Origin of the sequence: Providencia sp. PROV130 (genome assembly GCF_028482225.1) — a bacterium.
In the GTDB taxonomy this organism is placed as follows: Bacteria; Pseudomonadota; Gammaproteobacteria; order Enterobacterales; family Enterobacteriaceae; genus Providencia; species Providencia rettgeri.
In genome coordinates this window covers 66,786-93,202 of record NZ_JAMPQC010000005.1, presented here as the reverse complement: position 1 = coordinate 93,202, position 26,417 = coordinate 66,786, and the positions used below count along the sequence as shown (strand labels likewise).

Annotated in this window: 26 protein-coding genes and 1 tRNA gene; 8 read left to right on the top strand and 19 right to left on the bottom strand. The window is 40.7% G+C overall.

What is annotated here, in order from left to right:
- The first annotated feature begins 1 nt into the window (after position 1).
- Genes mdtN through PSF28_RS04355 form a run of 3 tightly spaced genes read left to right on the top strand, consistent with a single transcriptional unit; the run spans position 2 to position 4,381 of the window.
- Positions 2 to 1,042, top strand: a complete 1,041-nt coding sequence (mdtN, locus tag PSF28_RS04365) for a multidrug transporter subunit MdtN (protein ID WP_272684702.1) — start codon at positions 2 to 4, stop codon at positions 1,040 to 1,042.
- Positions 1,029 to 2,897, top strand: a complete 1,869-nt coding sequence (locus PSF28_RS04360; protein ID WP_272684701.1) for an FUSC family protein — start codon at positions 1,029 to 1,031, stop codon at positions 2,895 to 2,897. The genes mdtN and PSF28_RS04360 overlap by 14 nt, the downstream gene beginning before the upstream one ends.
- Positions 2,897 to 4,381 (top strand): TolC family protein, encoded by a 1,485-nt coding sequence (locus tag PSF28_RS04355; protein WP_336298957.1) that lies wholly within the window; start codon positions 2,897 to 2,899, stop codon positions 4,379 to 4,381. Before PSF28_RS04360 ends, PSF28_RS04355 begins: the two co-directional genes overlap by 1 nt.
- A 51-nt stretch (positions 4,382 to 4,432) precedes the next feature.
- Here PSF28_RS04355 and PSF28_RS04350 read toward each other — a convergent pair whose 3' ends face one another.
- The 14 genes from PSF28_RS04350 to mutY form a co-directional block, all read right to left on the bottom strand.
- Positions 4,433 to 5,449, bottom strand: a complete 1,017-nt coding sequence (locus PSF28_RS04350) for a linear amide C-N hydrolase (RefSeq protein ID WP_272684699.1) — start codon at positions 5,447 to 5,449, stop codon at positions 4,433 to 4,435.
- A 189-nt stretch (positions 5,450 to 5,638) separates the two neighbouring features.
- Positions 5,639 to 6,604: a triphosphoribosyl-dephospho-CoA synthase CitG gene (gene citG, locus PSF28_RS04345; protein ID WP_210836958.1), complete on the bottom strand. Its 966-nt coding sequence runs from the start codon at positions 6,602 to 6,604 to the stop codon at positions 5,639 to 5,641.
- The gene (citX, locus tag PSF28_RS04340) at positions 6,576 to 7,124 is read right to left on the bottom strand and encodes a citrate lyase holo-[acyl-carrier protein] synthase (protein WP_272684698.1); all 549 of its coding nucleotides are present in this window, start codon (positions 7,122 to 7,124) and stop codon (positions 6,576 to 6,578) included. The genes citG and citX overlap by 29 nt, the downstream gene beginning before the upstream one ends.
- Positions 7,125 to 7,151: 27 nt before the next feature.
- On the bottom strand, positions 7,152 to 8,168 hold the full coding sequence (citC, locus tag PSF28_RS04335) for a [citrate (pro-3S)-lyase] ligase (protein ID WP_210836962.1): 1,017 nt from the start codon (positions 8,166 to 8,168) through the stop codon (positions 7,152 to 7,154).
- Positions 8,169 to 8,277: 109 nt separating this feature from the next.
- Positions 8,278 to 9,819 carry a citrate lyase subunit alpha gene (gene citF, locus PSF28_RS04330; protein ID WP_210836963.1) on the bottom strand — a complete coding sequence of 514 codons (1,542 nt, stop codon included), beginning with the start codon at positions 9,817 to 9,819 and terminating at the stop codon, positions 8,278 to 8,280.
- Positions 9,816 to 10,691, bottom strand: a complete 876-nt coding sequence (locus PSF28_RS04325; protein ID WP_210836964.1) for an HpcH/HpaI aldolase/citrate lyase family protein — start codon at positions 10,689 to 10,691, stop codon at positions 9,816 to 9,818. The genes citF and PSF28_RS04325 overlap by 4 nt, the downstream gene beginning before the upstream one ends.
- Positions 10,691 to 10,978 (bottom strand): citrate lyase acyl carrier protein, encoded by a 288-nt coding sequence (citD, locus tag PSF28_RS04320; protein WP_210836965.1) that lies wholly within the window; start codon positions 10,976 to 10,978, stop codon positions 10,691 to 10,693. The genes PSF28_RS04325 and citD overlap by 1 nt, the downstream gene beginning before the upstream one ends.
- 19 nt (positions 10,979 to 10,997) lie before the next feature.
- Complete coding sequence (locus PSF28_RS04315; RefSeq protein WP_210836966.1) at positions 10,998 to 12,305, bottom strand: 2-hydroxycarboxylate transporter family protein; 1,308 nt, start codon at positions 12,303 to 12,305, stop codon at positions 10,998 to 11,000.
- Between the two features lie 241 nt (positions 12,306 to 12,546).
- Positions 12,547 to 13,215: a response regulator gene (locus tag PSF28_RS04310; protein ID WP_210836967.1), complete on the bottom strand. Its 669-nt coding sequence runs from the start codon at positions 13,213 to 13,215 to the stop codon at positions 12,547 to 12,549.
- A complete protein-coding gene (gene dcuS / locus PSF28_RS04305; RefSeq protein WP_272684697.1) occupies positions 13,208 to 14,833 on the bottom strand; it encodes a DcuS/MalK family sensor histidine kinase in 1,626 nt (541 codons plus the stop codon). Before dcuS ends, PSF28_RS04310 begins: the two co-directional genes overlap by 8 nt.
- Positions 14,834 to 15,325: 492 nt before the next feature.
- Positions 15,326 to 15,401 (bottom strand) — tRNA-Phe (locus PSF28_RS04300).
- 184 nt (positions 15,402 to 15,585) lie between these two features.
- Positions 15,586 to 16,659 (bottom strand): membrane-bound lytic murein transglycosylase MltC, encoded by a 1,074-nt coding sequence (gene mltC, locus PSF28_RS04295; RefSeq protein WP_109911957.1) that lies wholly within the window; start codon positions 16,657 to 16,659, stop codon positions 15,586 to 15,588.
- Between the two features lie 54 nt (positions 16,660 to 16,713).
- A complete protein-coding gene (locus PSF28_RS04290) occupies positions 16,714 to 16,983 on the bottom strand; it encodes an oxidative damage protection protein (protein ID WP_198641881.1) in 270 nt (89 codons plus the stop codon).
- Between the two features lie 10 nt (positions 16,984 to 16,993).
- On the bottom strand, positions 16,994 to 18,046 hold the full coding sequence (mutY, locus tag PSF28_RS04285) for an A/G-specific adenine glycosylase (protein WP_272684030.1): 1,053 nt from the start codon (positions 18,044 to 18,046) through the stop codon (positions 16,994 to 16,996).
- A gap of 289 nt (positions 18,047 to 18,335) precedes the next feature.
- On the opposite strand from mutY, the gene trmB reads away from it, so the two are divergent.
- The 5 genes from trmB to PSF28_RS04260 all read left to right on the top strand — a co-directional run bounded on the left by trmB (position 18,336) and on the right by PSF28_RS04260 (position 22,341).
- Positions 18,336 to 19,055 carry a tRNA (guanosine(46)-N7)-methyltransferase TrmB gene (trmB, locus tag PSF28_RS04280; protein ID WP_210836976.1) on the top strand — a complete coding sequence of 240 codons (720 nt, stop codon included), beginning with the start codon at positions 18,336 to 18,338 and terminating at the stop codon, positions 19,053 to 19,055.
- Positions 19,055 to 19,387 carry a YggL family protein gene (locus PSF28_RS04275; protein ID WP_115166698.1) on the top strand — a complete coding sequence of 111 codons (333 nt, stop codon included), beginning with the start codon at positions 19,055 to 19,057 and terminating at the stop codon, positions 19,385 to 19,387. The genes trmB and PSF28_RS04275 overlap by 1 nt, the downstream gene beginning before the upstream one ends.
- A 110-nt stretch (positions 19,388 to 19,497) precedes the next feature.
- A complete protein-coding gene (gene glsB / locus PSF28_RS04270; RefSeq protein WP_210836977.1) occupies positions 19,498 to 20,424 on the top strand; it encodes a glutaminase B in 927 nt (308 codons plus the stop codon).
- A gap of 23 nt (positions 20,425 to 20,447) precedes the next feature.
- Positions 20,448 to 21,179 (top strand): DUF2884 domain-containing protein, encoded by a 732-nt coding sequence (locus PSF28_RS04265; RefSeq protein ID WP_210836978.1) that lies wholly within the window; start codon positions 20,448 to 20,450, stop codon positions 21,177 to 21,179.
- A 211-nt stretch (positions 21,180 to 21,390) separates the two neighbouring features.
- The gene (locus PSF28_RS04260; protein WP_210836979.1) at positions 21,391 to 22,341 is read left to right on the top strand and encodes a siderophore ABC transporter substrate-binding protein; all 951 of its coding nucleotides are present in this window, start codon (positions 21,391 to 21,393) and stop codon (positions 22,339 to 22,341) included.
- A 160-nt stretch (positions 22,342 to 22,501) separates the two neighbouring features.
- On the opposite strand, the gene hemW is transcribed toward PSF28_RS04260, so the two are convergent.
- Genes hemW through PSF28_RS04235 form a run of 5 tightly spaced genes read right to left on the bottom strand, consistent with a single transcriptional unit; the run spans position 22,502 to position 26,376 of the window.
- Positions 22,502 to 23,641, bottom strand: coding sequence for a radical SAM family heme chaperone HemW (gene hemW, locus PSF28_RS04255; protein ID WP_210836980.1), 1,140 nt, complete (start codon positions 23,639 to 23,641; stop codon positions 22,502 to 22,504).
- Complete coding sequence (rdgB, locus tag PSF28_RS04250) at positions 23,634 to 24,227, bottom strand: RdgB/HAM1 family non-canonical purine NTP pyrophosphatase (RefSeq protein ID WP_109911961.1); 594 nt, start codon at positions 24,225 to 24,227, stop codon at positions 23,634 to 23,636. The genes hemW and rdgB overlap by 8 nt, the downstream gene beginning before the upstream one ends.
- 16 nt (positions 24,228 to 24,243) lie before the next feature.
- The gene (locus tag PSF28_RS04245; RefSeq protein ID WP_210836982.1) at positions 24,244 to 24,828 is read right to left on the bottom strand and encodes a YggT family protein; all 585 of its coding nucleotides are present in this window, start codon (positions 24,826 to 24,828) and stop codon (positions 24,244 to 24,246) included.
- A 19-nt stretch (positions 24,829 to 24,847) separates the two neighbouring features.
- Positions 24,848 to 25,669: a pyrroline-5-carboxylate reductase gene (gene proC / locus PSF28_RS04240; RefSeq protein WP_210836984.1), complete on the bottom strand. Its 822-nt coding sequence runs from the start codon at positions 25,667 to 25,669 to the stop codon at positions 24,848 to 24,850.
- A 14-nt stretch (positions 25,670 to 25,683) separates the two neighbouring features.
- Positions 25,684 to 26,376 (bottom strand): YggS family pyridoxal phosphate-dependent enzyme, encoded by a 693-nt coding sequence (locus tag PSF28_RS04235; RefSeq protein WP_247605313.1) that lies wholly within the window; start codon positions 26,374 to 26,376, stop codon positions 25,684 to 25,686.
- Positions 26,377 to 26,417: the final 41 nt, after the last annotated feature.

The following is a 26,417-nucleotide window of genomic DNA, read 5'->3' as shown; positions in this document are numbered from 1 at the left end:
TATGAATATAAAAAATAAAAAAAAGATAGCCATCATTCTCTCAATCGGCATGTTTGTGGCTTTATTACTATTACTATGGAAAAGCCTGCAATCATCGATTCTGAACCCACTAAGTGAAGAGGCCGTGATTGAGGCCAATAAAATTAACATTTCTTCTGTTGTTCCGGGACGGATAAGCCAGTTTTATGTTAAAGAAAATCAGGAAGTCAAAAAAGGCGATCGATTATTTACCATTGACCCGACTATGTATGCTCTACGAGTGAACCAAGCTAAATCCGAGTTACTTGTTGCAGAGGCGGCGTTAAGCAACAAGAAGAGGATCATTGTCGCTGAAACATCAAATTCTGAAGTGGCTGAAGAGCAAATAAAACGTGCACAAGTTAACCTTGCACTGGCAGCTCAGTCTTTAAAACGTTTAGAGCCATTGTTGGCGAAAGGTTTTGTCACCGCTCAACAAGTGGATGACGCCCGAACTTTAAAACGTGATGCAGAAGTCAGCTTAAAACAAGCTCAAAAACAAAATGTGGCATCAGAAGCATTAATTAATAACACTAAATCTGAAGAAGCACTTGTTGAGTCATTAAAAATATCCCTCGCCATGGCTGAGTGGGAATTGGGTAACACGGAAATTAAGGCACCAAGTGATGGGTATATTGTTGGACTAACCATATCAGCAGGTGAGTTTGTGCTTTCAGGGCAATCTGTTTTTACCTTAATTGATACAGAGACATGGTTTGTGTCCGCATACTTTAAAGAAACAGAGTTAGACAACATCCAAATGGGTAGCTGCGCGGTTGTTTATTCAATGATTAATAATAAGCAACCTATTAAAGGCCGAGTACAAGGTGCTGGTTGGGGGGTAATGTCTACTGACCTGCTGAATATACCTCGAGACTTACCTTATGTCCCCAAGTCTTTAAATTGGGTGCGTGTTGAACAACGTTTTCCTGTGAGAGTAATTTTAGAAAATCCACCGAAAAATCTGATGCGTGTTGGTGCGACTGCCACTGTTAATATTGTATCCCAAGATGATGACTGCTAAAGCTTTACTGGTTCTTCAACAAATAAAACAAGATTTGTTGCCATTTAATTTTCGTTTCGCAACCACATGGCGGATTGCTTTACTGTGCGCATTAATGGCTGGCATTGCGATGTTATATGAAATTCCAGAATCGGCGATTAGCTGTTATTTAATTATCTACCTTGTTAAAGCCAATGCGATTGAAAATATTCTGTTATGTATTGGTGTCATAGTGCTATGCAGTATAGCGGTCTGTGTGATCTTTATATTGTTTAACTTTACGATTCAAAATGTGATGTTGCGTTTTTTCTTTATGGCCCTTTTCTCAGGGTTATTTATGTATTTGTCTTCAGCGAGTAGCCTTGGTGATATTGGTAACTTAATTGCCCTTGTAATCGCATTTCTGATGACATTGATTGATGATGTTCCTTTTGGCGATGCCGCAACAAGAGGGCTTTTATACGCACTATTAATGGCAGTATCTCCCATGTTATTGGTGGTTATCTTTAATTACTTTTTTGGGATTAGCCCTAAAAAATTATTAATGAATAAGCTAGCTGAGCGTTTTTTGGCTGCAAACCAATTTTTTTTAGGGAAAATTCCGTATTCAATTCAAATCAGTGACGCGCTAAGTACGCAGGCTGAATGTAAGCGGAACCTAATGCTCATCAAACTCTTTTTTCTAAAAGGAAAAAAGGAAATCCAGTGGCTAGATAGCATGATTGATAATTCGTATGAAATACTGATCATGTCCTTAAATTTACCCGATGATACTTCTGCTGAAATTCGTCTATTACTTGCGGAAAAATGTCAATTTATTGCGCAGTGTTTGGAAAAAAACCAAATTGAACAATTGGAAACGCTAAAAAGCGAGAAAAGTAATCACCTTGAAAACCAGCAAATACTGGCTGATTTTCAGGATATCCTATTTAAAAAGAAAGTGAGTAGTGACCCTAAAGCTAAAAATCCCTTTTTTGTTAAAGACGCTTTTACAAATCCAAACCATAAATATTTCGCCATCAAAACAACCTGCGCTGCACTAATATGCTATGTTTTTTATGACTATTTTGAATGGCAGGGGATCCACACAGCGATGATCACTTGCTACGTTGTTGCATTGACTTCTGTTGGTGAAACAGTACATAAGCTAACGCTGCGTATTATAGGGTGTTTAATTGGCGCATTAATCGGGATTATTTCGCTTGTGTATATTATCCCTCATTTATCCGATATTTTTAGCTTAATGATGCTCATCTTTTTCTGTATTTTGCCTGCTGCATGGGTGGCTGCGGGTAATGAACGTATATCCTATGCCGGAGTCCAAGTTGGGCTGGCATTTTTATTAACCGTTCTTCATGGTTTTAAACCGAGCTATGATCTGGATGTTGCCTCCGATAGGATCCTCGGTATCCTATTAGGTAATGTTGTCATGTACATTATGTTCACTAAAGTGTGGCCGGTCTCTATTATGACTACAGTTAACTCTCAAATTAGAAATATTCTAGATAGTTATGCGGCACTTAAATTAAAATCTTATGATAACAATGTCGAGGCTCTCAGTTTGGTTGCTGCAATCAATGAGGGCGTTATTAAAACAAAAGATGATATTAATTTATTAATGTTCGAAACCCACTTTAAAGATAAAGGGGGGGCTTTAACCCATTTTTTAAACCAATTTTTAACCAAGGTTTCAGTAGATAGTTACCAAAATTATTCGTCTGAATTTATTTCTTTTAACCATAAAGATCATTTTGATTCGAATACAAATTTAAAATCCGCCAGTGATTTGAAATATGATGTATTAAATACGATACCTTCAACTTTATCGGCTCAAGAAAAAGAGCAAGTCATTAAAGAACTAGTGAGCGAGAAGTAATGACAATGACCCAATCAATGAGATACGAAAAAAAACGATATTTACTCATCTCGATATTCAGCATTTTTCTTGTCGGTTGTGTCGATACGAGTCGTTCATTTATGGATAAAACGCCGCAGCCTTTACAATATGAAACTGACACATATATCTCTTCCCCTGAAGAGAATTTATATGCTGAACATAACGAAGTATTTAAAGAGCAATATGACCTAGCAAGCCTTATCGATGTCGCACAAAAAAATAATCCTGAAACACGTATTACTTGGGAGCTTGCTAAAAAAGCTGCAACCAATGTGGGAATGGTTGAAAGTACCTATTTACCCGTTATAACTGCAACAGCATTAAGTGGCTATCAACGTGGAACGTTGAAGTTACCACATAATGATTTGGTCGATAAAATTGATGTTTCTAATCATGTTTTTATCCCTGCGATAACTTTTCAATGGCTATTGTTTGATTTTGGTCAGCGAGGAGCATTAACTGATGCAGCCAAACATGCATCTTTAGCTTCTGACCTTAACTTTAATTTACTTCACCAAAAAATTATTCATGATGTGACCATTGCTTATTATGCTTATGGTGCAGCACAAAAAAAAACAAAAATAACTTATGAAGCTTTAGAGCGAAGCCAGCGCTTATTGTATGCCGTAGAGCAAAAAAAAGCGCGTGGGCTAGCAACCGTACTGGATGTTGCATTAGCGAAGCAGCAAGTTTCACAATTAGAGTTTCAGAACGTATTAGCTAAAGGGAAAGAAAGAGATCAATACCAATTATTACTCTCTACCATCGGTATATCCCCACTGAAAACAATTAATATTCAATATAATGATAACGATGTTTTGCCTGATAATATCGCACCATTGACTCACGAACGGATCAGAAATGCGTTAGCCCAGCGCCCTGATGTGCTTGCTAACTATGAACTTACACTGGCAGCGATGAAAACGACCCAATCTGTGGAATCTGACTATTTTCCTAAAGTCTATTTAGCAGGGGCAGTCGCCGGGGGAAACAGTCGTTTAGATGTGCAAGGACTACCGGGTATCAACCAAAGTTCTTCATCTTCAAATATTTTGATAGGTATCAGTATCCCGCTTTATGAAGGGGGAATAAGGCAAGCACGTATGAAGAATGCTCAGTCGGATATTCTTATTGCCCAAGAGAATTTACGGAAAAGCCAAGAAATGGCGATTCGAGAGATGAGTTTAACTGAGAATGCACTAAAATCAGCTGTTGAGGCCAATAAAGCGGCGAAAAACTTAGTCGAAACAACTCAATTAAGTTATACCGCCAGTGTTGATTTTTATAAAAATGGTTTAGGAACAGTGACTGAAATTAATGCCGCAGAAATTGCATTATTAACAGCCGAGCTTGCTCATATTGATTCTTATACGGGTTCAGTTATTGCAGCTGTGGATTTAGCCTTTGCATTAGGTGAAATTGAAAAGGCTTTACCAAGGTATGAAGATGCTACGATAAAATAGGTTTATGAGATAGCAGAAGATAACCTAGTATTTATCTTCTGCAATTGTAAATTAATAAATATTCAGTTGTTGAAATACAGGTTTTCCTGCACTACTAAATTGGCTAATTGAATATTGATTATAATTCATTTCACCATAGCCTCTAATATACATTACACCATTAGATAAATCAGACAAGCAGCTCCAAACAGTATATTCAGAAAGTAAACTATTTTGAGTGCTTTCTCCTTCCCCCATATTATCAACTGTAATATTTTTAGTACGGTCAAAATTATTTATAATGTGGGCGAGTGTAATCATAGCGTCTTTTGCATTGCCAACTTTTGGCGCATAAGTGCTATAAAAAACTGCTCGAATGAAACGTCCAACAGACGTATCCGACGAAGGTAGATTTGATGTTGCAATACCACTATCAGGTTGAGTAACTCGAATATTACCCAGTAAATTTGTTGATATATCTAGGTTTGATAACTGAGTATAATTATTCAGGTTTTTTAAATGCCATTGAAAATCAGGTCCATTAGTCATGACACGAGTAGGGTTATCAAAAACCTGCAATTTGCCATTTACGGCTTCAACAATAATGCTACCACCGTGTTTATCATAAAAAGCATAGTGGAATGGTGATGTTAAATTCCTAAAATTAACAAGAATAGGGGACCAAAAATAACCATTTTCAACCGCTTTTTTAACTTCATCAACATGACTAAAAAGGGATAAAGCCCATTCACCTAATGCAGTAACAGGTAATGATAGACAATAATTTTCCGGATTAATTGGCGTAAGCTCTGCTTCAGAAATCATATTTGCACTAAACGTTAATCCTGCACTATTTAACCCCTGGAATATATTATGGTTGTCTCCATCAAAATAAACTTCGGTCGTTATCGCAAGAATATCGAATTTAGATGTATATTTAATACCATTTTCCCCGTTAGGGGCTTTTTTCTGAAAAAAAGTATTCGCAGGATAATATGTTATCCAAGAGGGTAGGTCTTCCGTTAATTCTAATGTTCGCCCTTGGTAAATATTATTTTGGCTATCTGTTATTGATAAACTCGTACACATTCCATTTAACCTCGTTTTATGAAGTATTCGCGAATTTGTAGGCTACACTTCATTTCAATCAATGTGGGTCGTAAGGTAGCTAAATAAATATTACCTGATAATGAAGATTATTTATATTGAAATTATTTTTCAATAATAGGTGACGCATTAAAATAATAACCGAATCCCAATTTAGTGGGATTCAACGTATTAATAATACTGACAACTATTTGAAGAACTATTTGGTAAGTTATTCTTAACAGGTTTTGGTAGATGAGCTAAAAACCAAGTGATAGCAAGTAAGTCTGCACTACCACCAGGGCTTAGGTTTTTAGTTATAAAAGTATTATCTAACAAGATTAATTGCATTTTGAGTTGCGCATAGTCCATGTTATCAGAGTTCAAAAGTGCCATGGCGGCATTTTGGGCAAAGTGTAAACCATCTAAACCACCACGTGAAACAAGGTTAGTGTCATCATTATAGGCCATGAGTGTTAGTAACGTTTGATGCAATGCTCGTTCATTATCCCATCCCATTGCATGAAATTTTTGATAGGTAGGAAGCCCATATTTTAAGACGGTAGCAAAGCCGGATTCAGCTTCTCCACGAGCTCCTGTTAGTCCATAGAGCTGGTAAAATTGTTCCCCAGCTGTTGTGGCTTTTTTAATGGACTCGAGTTCACGTACGACCATGTTTTGGCAAATATTTGCGACTTCTTGGCAAATTGAATTGGCGGTGATATTGGTGTTACGTGCTAATAATCGACCCATTGCCGCGAACACCAGGCCGAAGGAAAATATTGCGCCCTTATGTGTATTGACGTTGTTAGTTACCTGATACATGGCTTTTTCACATGCTAAACCGTGCTCTCTTAAAGCATAAAGTGTTTGTACCGCAGGTTGCTTTCCTTGAAAGTAGCCAAGGTAAACAAATTCAGGCAAGTGGTTAGCAACGGTGCGAGCGCTGCGGGCAAACATATAGCTATCCATATCTTGATGTGAGCCATTGTTGCGCATATCAACTAACCCTGGTTTTGGTGTTAGTAGTACCTCTTCCATCATGGCTTGATACGCAAGTTGACTCAAATTTTTAGCCCAAAATACGTGTGTTTCATCGCTTGGATGGGAGACGCTATGGTCAATAACATCAATTCCCTGCACGTTGTTTAAACTCATCTATCCTCCGGTGAATGGTATTAATCAATGTGTGTACATCATGAGCGTGTGAACGTGCACAAAGATGAGCAGGTTTTTCACATAGTAGGCAACGACGTGGTGGTAACCCCACCTCAGAACGAGATATTGGACGTTTATGGGTATTAATGACGTCGATGTCCCATAAACGACCAAGTGGATGTGCCCTTTCAAGGCGAACACAAAGTTTTTTTAGATCTAAGATACTTAGCCCGATATTGTCTATAGGTAAACAATAAAAAGCTTCAGGCCCAGTAATAAGGTGTTCACATTGGTGATGAGACGTATGCAAGTGTAGATGTTCTACTGCGTTATTCATTGTTTTAACTGCCAGTTCCATCACATAGCGTGATGCACTAGAATCTTTAACCTCACCCGGCCATACCAATGAAATAAAAACGACAGGTTGATGGTATTTTGCAAGAAGATATTGCTGTTTTTCAGCGCGTTTTTCACGGCAGTTCAACATATTTTCTAGTGTGACTTTTTGTTCTATTATCATGCTGACCTTACGGAATGATATTGTTGATTACTTTTGTGAATTGAATAAAAAATCAAAGGTAGTTTTTGGCACGAGGCGTGCAATAGCCGAGGCATCACCTTCATCTAGTAGTTTTCTGACCCTTGATGCAGAGACCGGACTGCCATCAATTTCGAGGCGTAGAAGTTCTTCTACCTTGATAGCGGGGAAGCAGCAAGTTGATTCCGAGAGCCAAAATGCCATATCTTGATTATATTTTGCGGTGACAGCGTCAAAAGGTTCAGTCCCCACAAATCTCACATTAATTCCCAGTGTTGGTGCAATTTTCTGCCTAAATAACAATAAATCTAACGCAGTGCTGCATTCATCGATTAGCCCTTTGTCTTTGATAAAATAGGACGGGAAGGTGGCTTTGGATATCATGTAGTCCGAGCCGGGATGGAGCGTGACTCGTTCAAGCCCTTTAATGCCGTCACGGATTAGTGCTAACCTGTCGCGATAAGCAAAACGTGAGGCATCTTGTTTTACAACAAACAGATGTAGCCAATTACAATGTTCCAAGGCTTGAGTGATAAGGTAACGATGGCCTAATGTAAAAGGGTTGGCGTTCATCACGATACTACCAATGGTTTTTCCTGAAACGTGTAATTTCGCCAATTCATCGCAATAGTTTTTCAAGCCATACGGCGAGTTTTCCATCAAAGTGACTTGTGTTGGAACACTGACGAGTGGCGTAAAACCAGCACTTGTAAACAGTGGAACATTACATGGTTTGGTATAGAGAAATAGCCGTTCAATGCCTTGCCGATAAGCTAGATTTGTGACCTCGCTTAGAAGCTGTAAACTCAGAGCTTCGCCTCGATGATTGTTATCAATAGCCACACATTTGATAATATTGCCATCTAACCCCGCACAGCCAACGAGTTGCCCTTGATATCGAGCTTCAATGAATTGTGTCAGCCCTATTTCAAGTTGAAGTTCATTCGCATTCAGTAGTGATTCGAGTTCACGATGAATCAAGGTTGAAGGCTGAAAGAGGGAATTAAATTGGTATCGGTCGCTCATGAGGCCTCCAAGAGAAAATTCGTTTATTCGCTGCTTTATCAACAGCTAACCGATTTTTTTAATAAGGTTCACTTAGGGCGTTGGTTGTTACCCTAAGTGAAATCATGGATTAGCTAACGGTTTGGTAAACGACGTCAATCACCGTGCCATCTCGATATTCAACTAATGCGACAATATTATCAGTGAGCTTAATCGGATCGGGTACGCCTGCAATGTCTTCTGCTAACTGTTTCATTTCTTCAATGGTAATTAGTGGCAGTCCAGCTTGAGAAAGGCGGTCGAGTAAGTCTTGCCTGCGCGGGTTTACCGCAATTCCATATTCGGTAACCAGCACATCCACGGTTTCTCCGGGGGTGGTAATCGTGACGATTTCATCACGTAATATAGGCAAGCGTCCACGAATTAAATTTGCGGTAACAATCGTCAATTTAGCACCTGCAGCGGCATCACTGTGACCACCTGAACCACCCATGATATAACCGTTTGAGCCAGTAACGACATTGACATTAAACTGGGTATCCATTTCCGTCGCTCCCAGAACAACGCAATCTAATTGATTGACCATACAGCCTGAATTAAATGGGCTTGCGTACATGCCTGCACTAACCTCAAGATGATTTGGGTTCTCTTTCAAAGAACGGACGGCATCAAGGTCAAAGCCTTGTACATCGACGAGTCGTTCAAATAATCCTTCTTCAAGCATGGAAACGAGATAACCAGTAATTCCACCTAAAGCAAAACTACCGACTATCGATTTTTCTCGCATGATATGACGTAAATAGTGTGCCACGGCTAGTGATGCACCCCCTGCACCGGTTTGGAATGAAAAACCGTCTTTTAGTAGGCCTGATGCTTTAATTGTTTTTGCTGCTAGTGAGGCAATTTTCAGTTGAACTGGGTCTTTAGTGACTTGCGTTGTTCCAGAAACAATTCCCTTAGGATCACCCACTGATGGTAGTGTAACCACATAATCGACCCGAGTCTGAGAAATTGAAATGGTTTTTAGTGGGTAAGGGAGTAATGTATCGGTTACAGCAACCACGCAGTCAGCATATTCAGCATCGGGAAAAGCATAGCCCAGTGACCCACACGCAGTTGGTCCTTCGGTACCATTGAGGTTTCCATATTCATCAGCGGCAGGTGCGGCAATAAAAGCGACGTCAATATGTAAGTCGCCGCACTCGATGGCTCGTGCTCGGCCACCATGGCTTCTTAACATTACAGGGTGGGCAAGTACTCCTTGTGAGATAGCGGTAGCCACAGGCCCTGACATATAATCGGTATCAAGGTAAGCGACGGTACCACTTTTAAAGTGTTCGATCATAGGTGCATGCACCGGAAATACAGAACTGAGTGCGATTTTAAGGCCTTTAAGCCCACGTTGAGCAGCGATAGCTAATACTTGATTAACTAAGCTGTCACCATTGCGAAAATGGTGATGGAATGAGAGTGTCATGCCATTACTGATCGACAGCTCATCAAATATTGCTTCTAAACAATTTCTTAGCTTTTGGTTTCCTGGGCGTTGGCATTTCACTTTGGGTGCACTACGTTGCATGTTAGGAGCTCGTGCGAATGCACCGGCGTAAGGCATCAATGCATCAGAAGCAAATATCTTTTCGGGTAGCTCGCGATTGACATGATTCTTCATACCGTTTCCCCTTGTGATAGATTGAGATAGGCGGCTAACGCGAGAGTACGTTCAGCTCGTAGTACGATAGGGGCGTCGATCATTTTTCCATCAAGAGCAATAACGCCAGTACCTTGTTTTTTCGCTTGTTCAAGCGCATCAACGACTCGATGAGCCCATTGAATATCTGCATTTGTCGGGCTAAAAGCCTGATGAATAATATCTATTTGGCGCGGGTTGATAGCTAGCTTTCCTTTGAAACCTAGCTGACGAGCGAAAAGTGAATCTCGCTCAAGGCCTACCTCATTTTGGGCATCAGTAAATGGGGTATCGATGGAGTCAATCCCCGCGGCAGCGGCTGCATTGATGATAGTGGTTCTTGCCGATAAAATTTCTTCACCGGAGGAGGAGCGTATCGCCCCCAGTGAAGCGGTGTAGTCCTCTGCACCAAAGCTAATAGCCCAAACACGAGAATCCGCAACTGCTATATCATAGGCATGAATAATACTCTGCGGTGTCTCTAACAAAGGAATAATTCTAACGGTTTTTTGTCCCGGTTTTTCTGCGCGTTTAATCAGGGTGACAATATCGTGTATCATTTTAGGATTGTCGATTTTAGGCAGCATTAGTGCATCAGGTTCACAAGGAACGATGGTTGCAATATCTTGTTCTCCTCCTGCGTCAAGCGGATTAATACGTACGGTTTTATGGCTATTGCCATAACTTACTTTACGCAATGCATGGCTGACGAGAGTGCGAGCCGCATCTTTTTCTGGTGGCGATACCGCATCTTCTAAATCGAGGATCACCGCATCAGCTCCGAAAACGCCCCCATTTTGTAGCATTCCTGCATTATTACCCGGTAAAAATAGTAGTGTTCTAAGTAGGTCCATTATTCGTTTTCCTCCGCTGTCATGCTATTCGCTCGTTGAATAGCCGTTTGCATTCGCGCGCGGATAGTGCAGTCTAGGGCGCCTTTGTCTATGGCTTTGATATAAATGTCAGGAAAACCTGCTTTGTTGGCTTCTTCTTGTAATGTATAGCGGATGGCCTGGCCAAATTGCGCCTCTACGATACTGGTTAATTCAATTTGAATACCGGAATTGGCGGGTTTCTCTTCGACAAAAATCATGATGTCGTTAGATTCTAAGGTTCCGGCATGGCCTTTTTTGATAGTCATTATGTCGCCTCCTAAGTACTCAGCTAATTACACGCATTAAAATTGCAGCCAACACCACAACACAAGCTCCACCTAAACGCGTGGCGATTTGAGCAAATGGCATTAATTCCATACGGTTACCCGCAGATAAAATAGCGACATCACCAGTTCCACCTAAGCCACTATGGCAGCCAGTGACCATGGCAGATTCAATTGGATACATATTGAGATAACGGCCAATGAAGAAACCACTTGAAATCATCGCGAGTACTGTTGCGGCAACGGTAGCAATATAAGCAGGGGTAATAGCAGCAACGACTTCATTCCAAGGGGTATATAGAACACCGACACCGACTAAAAGCGCCCAAGTCAGGTTCTGTGCAACAAAGCGATACAGTTGATAAGCACCCAGTTCCATCTCACGTGGCATAATACCAAGCGTTTTTACCAGTGCAGCGGACAGGATCATAATGATAGGTGCAGGGATTGGAATAAAGTAATTGGCTAACATACCAAACAGATAGAAACAGCATGCGATTATCAGGCCCGCTCCCATTAAACCAAAGTCAATCGGTTGGTTTTCATTCTTAGCACTTAAATCAATATCACCTGATCGCACTAAGGTTCCGTTACCTGTTAGATGTGGTTTTTTCACACCTAAATGACGCAGGTAGCCAGCGGACATGATGGCAAATAAGTTACCTAACATGGCTGCAGGTACTAACATTCCAATAAATTTGTCTGGTGATTGATTCAAAATCTCTGAGTAAGCAACGGATAGCGGTAAGATACCTTCACCAATTCCACCTGATAAAATAGGAATAACAACGAAGAAGAAGGAGTGGTATGCACCGAGTCCTGTCAATGAACCAACGGCAACCCCCGCGATACAGCTAGCAATGGTACCGATTGCTAGTGGAACAAACATCCTTAAGAAGCCTTGGATTAGTACAGCACGTACCATGCCGAGAATACTTCCAGATACTAAACAAGCAATGTAGAAATAAAGGAAATTTGAAGTTTTAGTGAATGATGAAATCGCGGCAACTGCCGTTGGGTTGATCAGGTTGTAGAAAACTAAGACGGATGGAACGAAAATGGACAAAATAGCAGGTCCACCAATGTCTTTGAGGATCGGTACGCGCATCCCGATATCACCAAGTAACATACCGATTATCATCATTACGGCAATACCGCCTAACATATCTGAAGGCAATTTCCCGAATACTGACGCCAAGATAATAATAGTTGCAAGGATAAGATAAAGTGGAAGTGGTAGCGGCCCAATTTTTGTTTGCCAAAATTTCGGCTTAACTGCTTCTGTGGTAATTTGAACGTCTTTTTCCATTATGGGACTCCTTTTATAGTCGGAGCCATTTTGGTGTAAACATGACGTCATCGTCTCGCATCTGAAACTTAGTTAAGCATTATGAAACTTATGTAAGCAGTTAATTTTAAAAGTTTAATTTGGGAGTTGAATCACGGTTTAGCTGTTGGTTAGTTAGGAATATCGCGACCATTATCACGTAATTAGCATAAGTTCTGCATAACAATGTTATGCAGATCACGATTGATTTTAGGTGAAAATACTAACGGATTAATCGATAAAGTGTCACTGGCCTACCTTGACCACGATAGGCAAGTTCACTATATAGCTCACCTATCTCGACCAGATAGTCGAGATATTTTTTTAATGATATGCGCGATAGTTTTACGATAGGCACAAGTTCTTGAACATCAAACGGTTTAGTTTGCTCTCGAACGATAGACTGAATTCTTGTCAATGTCTCATGCTCTATGCCTTTTGGCGTTTTATGGCTTTGTGTTTCTTTAGCAAAGATGCGGCTATCGATAGCCGCTTGGCTTAGGTTACTTTCATCTGTTAACAATTTGACTCGTTCATGATAGCTAACGAGCGCAGATTGAAATCGTTCAAAAACAAAAGGTTTAACAATATAGTCAATGGCTCCTAGGCGTAATGCTCTCTGGATATCAGCACCACCTCGGGCGGCAGTGACCATAATAACATCAACATTTGAATAGTTTTTTCTGATCTCTTTAAGCAGGCTAAGACCATCTAATCCTGGCATAAAAATATCGAGCAACAACAGCGAAACATCATGGTTCTTCATGAACTCAAGGACTTCAGTACCACTATTAATTACTCCAACTAATGAAAACCCATCAATCATATTTAGATAGCCTTTATTTAATTCAGCTACCATTGGGTCATCTTCGACAACTAAGACATTAATCATCACTACCTCCATTAATTACTTCTGCAGGAATATAGATGGCGAATGTCATGCCACTGCCAACATGGCTAAATACGTCCATTGTGCCATTTAGCTTATCCAACGTTGCACTAACCAAAAATAAGCCAATTCCCCGATGCTCACCTTTTGTGGAAAACCCGCGTTGAAATATTTGTGGAATATTTTCTGCTGGCATTCCTGAGCCACTATCACTGACTTCGATGTACCATTTATTATTTTTTAGCGCTAAATGAAGAATGACCTCTTTCGTTTCAGAAAGTTGTACAGCATCAAAGGCATTGTCTAACAAATTTCCTAATAGCGTCACTAGCGCATGGCTCACACTGGGTTGTTGAATTTCAGGAACGACATCATTGATATCAATAACCAGATCGACACCCATTTCTTTAGCGCGGCTGAATTTGCCCGATAAGAATGCTGATAAAATAGGATCCCGAATGGCATCATTGATGAAAGCTTGCTCACTTTTATTTTCATTAATAATGTCAGACAAATACTCAAGTAACACTTGTCGATTTCCACCTAGTGCTAATCCATTAATAACGTGGAGTTTATTGAGGTGTTCATGTGCAGATGCGCGTAATGCCTCTACATAACGGTTCACACCAGTAAGCTCTTCAGCTAGCTTGCTCACTTCCGACATATCACGAAATGTTGCGATTGCACCGATGATTTGACCGTTGGCATACAAAGGAACTCGATTGGTTAATATCGATATTCCATGAAGATTTTGTTCACGATCGAACTCTGATTCTCCTGAGAGGAGTACGTCGAGCAGACGAGTATGTGGAATACATTTTTCTACTTTTTTACCGATTAAATCAGGAGAGATCCCCGCAAGGCTTAAAATACGCTTGGCTTCGCTATTGACCATTGTCAATCTGGCATCACGATCAACAGCGATAATCCCTTCTCGGACAGAGGCGAGCACAGCATTACGTTCTCCCAATTGACGAGCAATTTCCAATGGTTCAAGGCCAAACAGAATTTTTTTGATACTGTTAGATAACCCGATAGCCAGTACAATACCAATCAACAGAGCTAGTGTAAGGGCAGAGCGGATTGGTTGATTAACCTGCTCGATGGTTTGGTCGATGCTATTGGACATAATACCAACGACGACAGCACCGACTTGCTGACTTTGTGCATCAAAAATAGGTTTGAATGCCCGCAAGGAAAATCCCAGTGAACCTTTTGCGGAAGAATTATAACTTTCACCTCTAAGTACACGCTTTTCATCGCCGCCTTCCATCGGTTTGCCGATTTTAGCGACATCAGGGTGGGATATTCGGATAGCATTCATATCAATCACCACAATAAATTCAACACCAGAAACACTTTGAACGGATTGTGAGTAATCTTGTATTTCTTGTAATGCCTCTTGAGTTGGGTTTACCAATCCTTTGGCGACTATGGGGGATAAGGCGATAACATCTGCTACGACTTCGGCTTTATCAGCCGCTTCATAATGCAAACGGTCATCGATATCTTTTGAAATCTGGATGTTAGCTACGATAAGTGGTAGTGCTAGCACAGTCACGACTAAAACGATAATTTGTACCCTTAGTGGTAGGCGCGTAAAAAAAATAAATAGTTTCATTAATTTCTTCTTATTATGTAAAAAATATTATTTTTTATAATTTGTAGGAACCTAATTTGTTCCTACTCTGGTATAAAAAGCATACCATGCGCTTATATATGGTAGGGGAATGTCTTACCCTGAATGTGAGCCTGTGCAAAATGAATTTAATCGAGGAATCTTCTCTTCCATCAAGGTCAATTCATTGTTTTGACTTCGATGGTAATTGCAGAGCTATATTTGACCTTATTGTCGCCAATGAAAGGGGCTTGAAACTCCATATACTGCTCGTATTTCAAAATGCAATTGAAGGTATGTAATAGCTAAAGGTGAATCTTTAATGTTGTGTGTTAAATAATATAGAGCTGCGATACCTGCAATTGTATCCGCACAGTAGGGGGGATGTGGGTAGAGTCGAATAGAATTCAGTTGAATTGAAACTTTGGCGGAGTGTTAATTTTAGTGGGCGTTACAAACAAAAACAGACGTCGATTGACGTCTGTTGAAAATTAGTGGTGCCCGGACTCGGAATCGAACCAAGGACACGGGGATTTTCAATCCCCTGCTCTACCGACTGAGCTATCCGGGCAACGGAGCGTATTAAACCTGATTTCATTGGTTGAGTCAAGGCGCTTTCAATAAACTTTTGACTGTATGCGCTTTTTTTCAACATGTTAGCCAGTTTTTAATCGAATATACATAAAATTATTAAGGTTAATAACAAATGCCAGCCTTAAAATCGATTTTGGCTGGCATGCAATATTGGAAAAATTTTAGCGGAGATAATTTTTCTGTGCTTTGTTCACTTTAATCAGATAATTACGTGACTCAGCCGCTGGGTGTTTAGTGGATAAAGTTTCATACACTTCTCCAGGCTCTAAATTATTAATACGTTGTGCGGCTTGTTTTTTATCACTGTGGAAGACACGTAATACGCTACCAGCTCCGCCATTATAGGCAGTGATGACCGCGTAGCGGCGTGAGGTCTGGTTACGAATATCGCCTAAGTAGCTGTTTTGCAATATAGCTAAGTAAGCAGTACCTGTATCAATATTTTTCTCTGGGTCAAATAAATAGCTACGGCTAGGTACACCGGATTTCCCTTGTGAGCGGAAAACATCTTTCCCTGCTGTATTTGGCATTATCTGCATTAAACCAAGTGCATCAGAACGGCTAACCGCATAAGGGTTGAAACTTGATTCAATTTGCATGATAGCGAGGATTAATGATTCATCAACACCATATTTGGCTGAAGATTTTTTAATATAAGGTAAATATTTATGAGCCCGTTTATCCAAATGGTTTGGTACTAGTTGCATAGTTACTGACCAAACAATATTCATACCAGACTGCCGGCGTTGCATTTTATTTTCTATCAGATAATCAGCAAACTTTGTGGCTCGCCATTCCCAACGAATAGCTTCTCCTGTGTTATCTAGCACTTGGCCAAATAAAAAGGGTTCTTTGCTATGAGGAATATCATTAATGTCAGAATAGAGGTCAATGGAATTAGGATCATCGCCCATTAATAAGGTGGTGACAATGGCTTTCTTTAGGTGCTGTGAAGGTTCTATTGCTGAAATTGTCTCAACCGTGATGGTTCCCGCATCAAAATTAATATGGCTACGAGTTCGGTATTCATCGGTATATTTAACGTAGTCTTTTGGGCCTGCAATTAACACTTCTTTAATGCCCCAGATATTCTCAATATTGTGGGCAAATTGGCCCATTAATATATCGAACCCATTGGTATCTTTGACATAATTAGGGTTAAAGTCAGATTTTTGCTTGCTAGAACAAGAAACAATTAAGGGAATTAACAAACTCAGCGCAAATAGTTTTTTCATACGATTCACAGTCTTGGGGCAAAAGTCTACCTACTCAGTAGGTAGACAAACAGATTATTTTTCAGGTGTATAGCCATCAATATGGATATCGTGGCCTTCAAACAAGAAATTAATCATTTCTTGTTCTAACATTTTACGGTCGTCAGGGTTCATGGTATTGAGTTTCTTTTCATTAATAAGCATGGTTTGCTTTGTCATCCATTGACTCCACGCTTCTTTTGAAATCTCGTTAAAAATACGTTTTCCTAACTCACCTGGGTAAAGCTGAAAATCTTGCCCATCAGCATCACGTTGTAAAAATGTACAAAAAATGGTTCTACTCATTAATTTTTCCTCAAATATCAGGTAGTAAGGCGAGCTGTTTTAGTAAACTTTCAACTGGGGCAGCAAGGCCGATAGTTGCGCCTAAGTGTAAGTTATACCAGAGTCCTTTGCCTTCATCCATGGCAGAATTAAATGCCTGAATGTTAACTTTTACAGGGATAATATCTAAATGAAAATGGCTAAATGTGTGACGGAAGGAAATTAATTGCTCTAATTGAGTATGTTCAAGGCCTGATTCATTCAGCCAGTCATTGAGTTGCTCTAAAGAATTAAATTGTGGGAAGGCAAATAACCCGCCCCAAATACCGGATGGTGGGCGTTGTTCTAACCACACACTATCACCGTGCTGCATAATTAGAAACCAAGCACTTTTTTCAGGAATTTTCTGTTTAGGCTTTTTGCCTGGGTAGTTTTGCCATGAATGATTGGCATAGGCCATGCAGCCAAAATTAAGTGGGCACAGCTCACATTTTGGTTTACTGCGAGTACAGACCATCGCACCTAAGTCCATCATCGCTTGGTTAAAAAATTCAACTCCCTCTTTTGGCGTGACATCAGTACTGATTTCCCACAAGCGATTTTCGACTTCTTTTTTACCCGGCCAACCATCAACCGCATAAGCTCGAGCTAATACACGTTTAACATTACCATCTAAGATAGGATAATGCTGTTTTTGTGATAATGACAAAATTGCCCCGGCTGTGGACCGGCCAACACCTGGTAGCGCTAATACTTCATCAAATGTAGTGGGAAATGAGCCACCATATTGAGTCGCAATCACTTGTGCGGCTTTATGGAGGTTCCGAGCCCGAGCGTAATAACCGAGCCCTGTCCATAGGTGTAAAACTTCATCAAGAGGTGCGTTGGCAAGGGCGGTAACATCCTCAAAACGAGAGATAAACTTCTCAAAATAGGGGATTACAGTACTCACTTGGGTTTGTTGCAGCATGACTTCTGATAACCAAACATGGTAGGACGATTTTTCCTGTTGCCATGGCAACGTTTTACGACCGTATTTGTGATACCAGTTAAGCACTGCAGATGAAAATTGTTGAGCTTCCATTGATAATTTTATTTTTTATTGATATTTCCAGTGATGGCAGGAATTGCAACATAGACGAAGAGGGCTGTAAACCGCTATTGTGTTGTTTAGTGTAAAGTTAGCTAATTATCAACTGCATCCTTGTGGAAGTTTTGCTAAACTCCGATATCCATCATGCTTCAAGGGTAAGGTTATTCACTGCAACTTGGGGCATTAGGGCTGTAAACTGATAGGTTTGGTAACCAATCACCTTATAAACTTGATTGTTGGCACATTAACTTAATTGGGCATTCATTTTAGAACCTTTATTATGATCAATAATGTTATCTCCCCCGAATATAATGAAGATGGGCGGGTTATGCGCCGAGTCCGTAGTTTTGTCCGCCGTCAAGGGCGTCTGACAAAACGTCAGGAAGACGCATTAGAAAAAGAATGGGCAGAAAAAGGCATCGATTTTATCAATGAGCCTTTTGATTTTGCCAAAGTATTTAATAACTCAAATCCAGTTACCTTGGAAATTGGGTTTGGGATGGGCGCCTCATTGGTGACCATGGCATCTCAAAATGCAGATAAAAACTTTTTAGGTATCGAAGTTCATGCTCCCGGAGTTGGCGCATGTTTAGCATCAGCAAAAGAAGAAAATGTCACCAATTTACGGGTGATGTGCCATGATGCAATAGAAGTTTTAGACTGCATGATCCCAAATGGAAGCCTTGAAATGGTTCAGTTATTTTTCCCTGACCCATGGCATAAAGCGAAACACAATAAGCGCCGTATTGTGCAAGTTCCGTTTGCAGAAAAAATTCGTAGTAAACTAGTTATCGGTGGTGTTTTCCATATGGCAACAGATTGGCAGCCTTATGCAGAGCACATGCTTGAAGTGATGACGAGTGTCGAAGGGTATAAAAACTTATCGCCATCAGGTGATTACGTTCCTCGTCCAGAAACAAGACCAGAAACAAAATTTGAAAAGCGGGGCCAGCGGTTAGGGCACGGTGTATGGGATTTAATGTTTGAGAGGATCAAATAATGGCTAAACAACCACGTAGTCGTCGTTTACGTAAAAAATTACGCTTGGATGAGTTCCAAGAGTTAGGCTTTACTGTTAAGTGGAGCTTTAAAGAAGGTACGCCGATTGAGGAAGTTGACAGCACCGTTGACCAACTGATTGCAGAAGCGATTGAACCGAATGGTTTAGCGTTTGAAGCAAGTGGCTATATGAGCTGGGAAGGGATCGTTTGCCTACAAAAAATTGGCAAATGTACCGAAGAGCACCGTCAAATTGTTGAAAACTGGCTAAAATCAAAAGGGATGAATGACGTCGTCGTTTCTGAGCTTTTTGATGTTTGGTGGGAAGAATAATTTTATTGAGTTAACCTCAATAAATAAACTGAACTTTCAGTCGCTTGAAGAGGCATCCAAAAATTGGGTGCCTTTATTTTCTGTTGCAAATACTATCTGGAGTCAACGTTTTGAGCGCCATGTTTTCTAACCAGCTACTCAACGATATCCTAGACCAAGTTCGCCCACTGATTGGGCAAGGTTGTGTTGCAAATTATATTCCTGCTTTAGGTTGTGTGTCTTCCCATCATTTAGGTATTGCGGTATCCACCCTCGATGGTGAGATTTTTACAGCGGGTGATGCCTACCAACGCTTTTCAATTCAATCTATTTCAAAAGTATTGAGCCTTACGCTTGCAATGACGCGTTATGAAGAAGAGGAAATCTGGAGCCGCGTAGGTAAAGAACCCTCCGGGCTACCCTTTAATTCGCTAATTCAAATCGAAATGGAAAAGGGGATACCTCGAAACCCGTTTATCAATGCGGGGGCCATTGTTATCGCTGATATGCTGCAATCACGCTTAAGCGCACCAAAACAGCGTATGTTGGAGTTTGTCCGGAAGTTATCCTGTGAACCGGACATTAGCTATGACACAGTTGTCGCTCGCTCAGAACTCGAACATGCCAGCCGTAATGCGGCCATTGCTTATCTTATGAAATCCTTTGGGAATTTTGAAAATGATGTTTTAACGGTTCTCGAAACTTATTTTCATTATTGCTCTCTAAGTATGAACTGTGTTGAATTAGCGAGATGTTTTTCCTATTTAACATCGCAAGGAATGTCATCTTGCTCTATTGACCCCATCATCACGCCACTACAATCAAGGCAAATCAATGCATTAATGATGACTTGTGGTATGTATGACGGCTCTGGTGAGTTTGCATTTCGGATAGGAATGCCTGGCAAGTCTGGCGTTGGCGGGGGTATTGTCTGCGTAGTACCAAACCAATTTACCGTCGCGGTTTGGTCACCTGAGCTAGACTCGGCAGGGAACTCTTTAGTCGGCTGTGCGGCTTTAGAGCTATTATCGAAACGAATTGGGCGTTCTGTTTTTTAATTAATGCTCTACTAGGAGATTTTATGTTACGCCGTACATTAATTGCTTTTTCACTCCTTGCTTGTGCGACGAGCCAAGCTGCAGATTATAACTGTTCTGTAACGCCAAAGGATGACATCTTTATGACGCCCGAAAGTGTGCAAGTTATTGGTGCGAGTGGTGATTTAAAAATTACGCCAAACGGTGAGATTACACTTAACGGTAAAAATGTGGCTGCAACAGAGGCGCAAAAACAGCAAGCTATTCGTTACCAAGCCGATATTCGTCAGGATTTACCTTGGATAAAACAAGAATCAGAAAAAAAATTATCAACTTCAAGGGAAACGATAGACAAAGTTGTCGTTAAAGTGGTTGGCAGCGATAGCAATATTCGTAACCGGTTAACAAAATTAGAAAAAGATCTTAATGGGCAAATCAACCAAATTATTGAGACTCGTCCCAATGGTTATGTGTTTCACCATGAAGCCATGAAAACAGTTGAAACGAAAGGGCGCGAGTTAGTCAATGAAAGCTTAGGTGGTATTTTACAAGACAGCATTAACGAGATGGGACGTAAGCAATTATTATCGGGTGGCGATGCCAATAAAGCGTTACAAGGTATGCTAGGTAACTTAGGCGGGTTACAACAAGAACTCGAATCTGAATGGAAAAAACAAGAGAAAAGCTTCCAGCAATTCGGCCAACAAGTTTGTTCTAAAGTGACTTCAATAGAGCAACAACGCGTCTCATTACTTAATTCAATCAAAAGTCACTAATAGATTTAAAATCAATAATAACCTTATGAACAGTAATGTATTTTTGTACATTACTGTTTTTTTATTTATCTATATTATCGTTATCATCAATTTGTGTGATATTAACTCCATTAATGGGAATGAAAATGAAATTGATTCTTATTTGATTGACATCTAAGCTACTCACTTTACAATGCGGGTTTGGCTTAATGACTAAATTGGGATCATTTAAATGAAAAAATTCATTCCTGCTCTGCTTGTTTCTGTGTTGTCATTCTCTGCGCCTTTTGCTCTTAGCGCTGAATCTACCACTTTCACTCCAAATGCGGTTACAGCACAAGGCGTTGAAAAAGTGACGATCAAACACCTATCAGGTGAAACTGAAGTCATGAAAAAACCACAAAAAGTGGTTCTGTTTGATTTCGGTGTTTATGACTCAATGCAAAAACTCGGCTTAGGTGACAAGGTTGTTGCACTACCAACTGGCAATGCTCCTGCTTATATAAAAGGCAGTATTCCTGCATCAATGGAAAATGCAGGTGGAATGAAACAACCTGATTTAGCCAAAATCGCGCAATTAAAACCTGATCTGATTGTGATCACAGGTCGTCAAGGTAAGTCTTATGATGAGTTATCAAAAATTGCACCCACCATCAATTTAGGCTCTGATAGCAAACACTATATTGATTCTGTAAAAGCCAACATTGGTGTAATTGGTGAGCTCTATGGTAACCAAAAAGCGGTTGATGAGCAGTTAGTCCAATTAGATAAAGTCATCGCAGATGCCCAGAAGAAAGCGGCTGATTCCAATAAAAAAGTTTTAGTATTAATGCATAATGACGGCAAATTAATTCCAAATAGCCAGGCTGTTGTTTACAACGTTGTGAAAGCACAACGCGCTGACTTACCGGTTGATGAAAGTGCAGATAAAGCCAAACGCCGTGTTGTAGATACCAAAACGATTGCTCAAGCTAACCCAGATGTGATCCTGATTGTTGACCGTAGCGAAGCGATTGGTGCAGGTAAATTGGATAAAACCGTATTTGAAGATAGCAACATTCAAGAAACCAAAGCTTATAAAGATGGCAAAATTACTTACCTGCAATCTGACTTATGGTATTTGTCAGGTGGTGGTTTAGTTAGCTTAACAGAGCAAGTTAATGCGGTGGTGAATGCTCTATAACAGATATCTGCCACTGTCTTATTGATGGTGGCAATATGTATTACCTCAATTGTTATTCTTGTCTATTTCATTTTTATCTCTAAACAAAAGCCCACTTCGTTTGAAGTGGGCTTTCATCTAATTTATCAGTGAAGTAATTTCTAAATGAACCGAACAGCGGTTACTCTTCACCTAAAAATAGCTCTAATAGAGAATTGAGAAACAGTTTTCCATGCTCTGTAATCTGCCATTCATTCACGGTTTCTGTGATATAGCCTTTAGCTAAAGCTTCATCAATGGCCGCTCTAACGATTGATTCTGGCAACCCTGTATATTGGGTAAATTCAGCGCGTGGCATAGCTTCAAGTAGGCGAAAGCGGTTCATGAAATATTCAAATGGTCTATCGGATGCGTCAACGTCATGGGATTGGTGTATATAACGGCCCTCCATATAACCTCGAGGATGTTTTGTTTTTACGGTTCGTAAAATTTGACCATCTTCAAAAGAAATTTTTCCATGAGCGCCGCAACCGATGCCTAAATAGTCACCAAAGCGCCAGTAATTGAGGTTGTGTTGGCATTGGTAACCGGGTTTAGCATAGGCGGATGTTTCATATTGCTGGTAACCTGCCGCACTCAATAATTTATGGCCTTCAGTATAAATATCCCACAGCGTATCGTCATCGGGTAATACCGGAGGGCGTGAGCCAAATTGAGTGTTAGGTTCAATAGTGAGTTGGTACCAAGACAGGTGCGGAGGGGCAAGTTCAATAGCTTGGCGCAGATCAGATAAACCTTCAACTTGAGTTTGCGCGGGTAACCCATGCATTAAATCGAGGTTAAAGCTTCTTAAATTAAGATTACTAGCCAACTGAGCAGCGCGCTTCGCTTCATCAGCACCATGAATACGCCCTAAAGTGATTAATTTATCGTTACCGAAGCTTTGTACGCCAATAGAAATACGATTAATTCCTGCGGCTTGGTAACCTGCAAAACGGCCAGCTTCAACAGTACCAGGGTTTGCTTCCATGGTAACTTCTGCATGTGGGTCTAAATCAATTCGCTGACGTACGCCATCCATTAAAGCTTGCATTGACTCAGCACTTAATAAACTGGGGGTTCCGCCCCCAATAAAAATAGTTTTCACCGAACGTCCTGCAACTAATTTTGCATCGGTGTCTAAATCGGCTAATAAGTGCGCCACATATTCTTGCTGAGGGATCTCACCTTTAAGCGTATGTGAATTGAAGTCACAATAAGGGCACTTTTGTACACACCAAGGGATATGGATATACAGGCTCAGCGGGGGTAATTTAAGCATTCTTTAGCGCATCCAACATCATTGTGAGTGCTTTTCCACGATGTGAAACGGCTTGCTTTTCCGCTTTAGTTAACTCTGCTGAGGTACAACCTAATTCAGGAACATAGAATATGGGGTCATAACCAAAGCCGCCTTGGCCTTTGCGTTCACGGGTGATGATACCGTGCCAACGGCCATGGAATACTAATGGCGTAGGGTCTTCGGCATGTCGCAAATAAACTAACACACAGTTAAACTGAGCCTGACGTTGGTCGTCAGGCACATTTTTCATTGCTTCTAATAGCTTAACTAGGTTTTGCTCGTCTGTTGCTTCTTCACCTGCGTAGCGGGCAGAGTAAATCCCCGGTGCGCCACCAAGGGCATCAACGGAAATTCCTGAATCATCAGCAATTGCGGGTAACCCGGTTTGTGCCGCTGCATGACGCGCTTTTAGGATCGCATTTTCAATAAAAGTTAAGCCCGTTTCTTCTGCGGACTCAACACCTAATGAGGTTTGTGCGACGATATCCATCCCAAAATCACGTAGTAGGCCAGCTAACTCATTCACTTTTCCGGGGTTACCGGTGGCTAAAACAACTTTTTGCATTATTTAAAACTCGTTTTTACATAATACCAATGGAATACATCATTGCAGTCAATGATGGGTCAATCATCAGTGAGATATCTACACGCAGGTAATTCAATGCGATTAAAATAAACATCACAATCATTGCAGAGAAATCTAACCCGCCCATAGCAGGAATGATACGACGGATTGGCGCCATTAAAGGTTCGGTTAATTGGTATAATAAATAATCGACAGGGTTACGGCCTTGGCTAACCCAACTTAGAATTGCACGGATTAAAATCATCCAAAAAATTAATTTACCGGTATAGGTTAATAATAAAATCAGTCCCATAGGTAAAATGCTTATCCCTAAAATAGGGAGTAAGTTAGTTGCCCACATACCAAAGATAATGGCTGCAATGGCTAAAACAAACGCAACAACCACTGAAGCGGTATCTATCGCGCCAAAAGAAGGAATGACTCGGCGCAATGGTGCAACGATAGGTTGTGTTGCTTTAACAACAAATTTTGAAAAGGGATTATAAAAATCTGCACGCACCCACTGCATCCATACGCGCAGCAGTAATACAAAAATATACAGTTGGATCAGGGTAGTAACGACGAATACTAAGGTCTGCATGGCGAATTCCGCGATTAATTTAAAAAAGTTTTTCCATTTCTTCTGCTCTGTTTATTGCGCTTTGCATTGCATCGGCAACAATTTGCGGAAGATTTCCATTATAAAATTGCTCTAAAGCCATCGCGGTGGTACCGCCTTTAGAGGTGACTTGTTCACGTAAAGCTGAAAAGTCCGTGTCACTTTGTGACTTAGCCAGTTCTACAGCCCCTTCAATTGCATTAAGAACGAGCTCTCGAGCTTGTTGCTTATCATAACCGAGTTGTTCTGTTTTTTGCTGCATTGATTCCATAAATAGAAAGAAATAGGCAGGGGAGCTACCGGTAATAGCAATAATCTTATTGATGTCTTGCTCTTGTTGGCACCAAATCGTGGAGCCAACACTTTGCATCAGTTCTTGAGCAAACTGTTTGTCTGGGGCAGAAACCTTCCCTTGAGCGAATAACCCGCTAACGCCTTTACCCACCAACGATGGTGTATTTGGCATGATGCGTACTAAATTCAGTTGGTGTGCAAAGTAATCATTATACCGCTCAGCGGGGATCCCCGCGGCGATAGTCAGTACTAATTTTTGGTTAAAGTTTGTGGCATTTTGCAGCGGTTCACACACTTCTTTCATCATTTGTGGTTTAACCGCTAGGATAATGACTTCAGCGGCTTTGACTGCAGCCAAGTTATCATTACTGCTGATAATGCCATATTGTTCGGCCAGTTTGTCTCGACGTACAGGTGTAGGAGAGCACACCGTGATCATCGATGCAGGGTAACCATGGTTAACCAGCCCAGCAATGATGGCGTGAGCCATATTTCCGGCGCCGATGAAGGCAATTTTACGATGTTGCATTCTGTTCTCCTATCTTATTGGTGATATTGGCGAGCGCCAAAAATAGCGGTTCCTATGCGAACAAGTGTTGAGCCGCAATGGATTGCTGCACGCATATCGTCAGTCATCCCCATTGAAAGCGTGTCAATAGTGGGATAAGTGGTTTTCAATTGCTTAAATGCCTCATTCATTTGATGAAACACAGCACATTGGCGTTCATAATCCGTTTCAGGTGCAGGGATCGTCATCAGGCCGCGTAACACAAGGTTTGGCATCGTAGCGATTTGTGCCGCAAGGTCTGCAACTTCTGCTAGCGTTATACCTGATTTACTGTTTTCATCGCTGATATTGATTTGAATTAGCACATTGAGGGGCGCTTTTCCATTTGGACGTTGGTCATTTAAGCGCTGAGCGATTTTTGCTCTGTCTAAGGTATGGAACCAATCAAAGTGCTCAGCGACAAGGCGACTTTTATTTGATTGTAATGGGCCGATAAAATGCCAAACTAAGTCATTTCTATCAGAGAAATATTGAATTTTCTCAACGCCCTCTTGCACATAGTTCTCACCAAACTGGCGTTGACCTGCCTCTATAGCTTCTAAAATAGCCTCACAAGGTTTGGTTTTACTGACAGCCAATAGGGTAATGTCTTGTGGTGAGCGCTGACATTCTACTGCGGCATGATGAATACGCGCTGTAACATCAGAGATATTATTTTGAATGGTCATTATTTTATTCAATATGGTTTATTCAATACTATTTTATTCAT

What these genes read in the sequence shown, in the direction of transcription:
- citG (WP_210836958.1), bottom strand. Translation starts at nt 6,604, where the DNA reads ATGAGTTTAAACAACGTGCAGGGAATTGATGTTATTGACCATAGCGTC.
- PSF28_RS04360 (WP_272684701.1), top strand. Translation starts at nt 1,029, where the DNA reads ATGATGACTGCTAAAGCTTTACTGGTTCTTCAACAAATAAAACAAGAT.
- PSF28_RS04310 (WP_210836967.1), bottom strand. Translation starts at nt 13,215, where the DNA reads ATGATTAATGTCTTAGTTGTCGAAGATGACCCAATGGTAGCTGAATTA.
- dcuS (WP_272684697.1), bottom strand. Translation starts at nt 14,833, where the DNA reads ATGAAACTATTTATTTTTTTTACGCGCCTACCACTAAGGGTACAAATT.
- PSF28_RS04325 (WP_210836964.1), bottom strand. Translation starts at nt 10,691, where the DNA reads ATGGACCTACTTAGAACACTACTATTTTTACCGGGTAATAATGCAGGA.
- trmB (WP_210836976.1), top strand. Translation starts at nt 18,336, where the DNA reads ATGATCAATAATGTTATCTCCCCCGAATATAATGAAGATGGGCGGGTT.
- PSF28_RS04275 (WP_115166698.1), top strand. Translation starts at nt 19,055, where the DNA reads ATGGCTAAACAACCACGTAGTCGTCGTTTACGTAAAAAATTACGCTTG.
- PSF28_RS04350 (WP_272684699.1), bottom strand. Translation starts at nt 5,449, where the DNA reads ATGTGTACGAGTTTATCAATAACAGATAGCCAAAATAATATTTACCAA.
- PSF28_RS04315 (WP_210836966.1), bottom strand. Translation starts at nt 12,305, where the DNA reads ATGGAAAAAGACGTTCAAATTACCACAGAAGCAGTTAAGCCGAAATTT.
- mdtN (WP_272684702.1), top strand. Translation starts at nt 2, where the DNA reads ATGAATATAAAAAATAAAAAAAAGATAGCCATCATTCTCTCAATCGGC.
- citD (WP_210836965.1), bottom strand. Translation starts at nt 10,978, where the DNA reads ATGACTATCAAAAAAGGCCATGCCGGAACCTTAGAATCTAACGACATC.
- citC (WP_210836962.1), bottom strand. Translation starts at nt 8,168, where the DNA reads ATGAGCGACCGATACCAATTTAATTCCCTCTTTCAGCCTTCAACCTTG.
- mltC (WP_109911957.1), bottom strand. Translation starts at nt 16,659, where the DNA reads ATGAAAAAACTATTTGCGCTGAGTTTGTTAATTCCCTTAATTGTTTCT.
- PSF28_RS04265 (WP_210836978.1), top strand. Translation starts at nt 20,448, where the DNA reads ATGTTACGCCGTACATTAATTGCTTTTTCACTCCTTGCTTGTGCGACG.
- rdgB (WP_109911961.1), bottom strand. Translation starts at nt 24,227, where the DNA reads ATGCAAAAAGTTGTTTTAGCCACCGGTAACCCCGGAAAAGTGAATGAG.
- PSF28_RS04260 (WP_210836979.1), top strand. Translation starts at nt 21,391, where the DNA reads ATGAAAAAATTCATTCCTGCTCTGCTTGTTTCTGTGTTGTCATTCTCT.
- citX (WP_272684698.1), bottom strand. Translation starts at nt 7,124, where the DNA reads ATGATAATAGAACAAAAAGTCACACTAGAAAATATGTTGAACTGCCGT.
- hemW (WP_210836980.1), bottom strand. Translation starts at nt 23,641, where the DNA reads ATGCTTAAATTACCCCCGCTGAGCCTGTATATCCATATCCCTTGGTGT.
- PSF28_RS04235 (WP_247605313.1), bottom strand. Translation starts at nt 26,376, where the DNA reads ATGACCATTCAAAATAATATCTCTGATGTTACAGCGCGTATTCATCAT.
- PSF28_RS04245 (WP_210836982.1), bottom strand. Translation starts at nt 24,828, where the DNA reads ATGCAGACCTTAGTATTCGTCGTTACTACCCTGATCCAACTGTATATT.
- citF (WP_210836963.1), bottom strand. Translation starts at nt 9,819, where the DNA reads ATGAAGAATCATGTCAATCGCGAGCTACCCGAAAAGATATTTGCTTCT.
- proC (WP_210836984.1), bottom strand. Translation starts at nt 25,669, where the DNA reads ATGCAACATCGTAAAATTGCCTTCATCGGCGCCGGAAATATGGCTCAC.
- mutY (WP_272684030.1), bottom strand. Translation starts at nt 18,046, where the DNA reads ATGGAAGCTCAACAATTTTCATCTGCAGTGCTTAACTGGTATCACAAA.
- PSF28_RS04290 (WP_198641881.1), bottom strand. Translation starts at nt 16,983, where the DNA reads ATGAGTAGAACCATTTTTTGTACATTTTTACAACGTGATGCTGATGGG.
- PSF28_RS04355 (WP_336298957.1), top strand. Translation starts at nt 2,897, where the DNA reads ATGACAATGACCCAATCAATGAGATACGAAAAAAAACGATATTTACTC.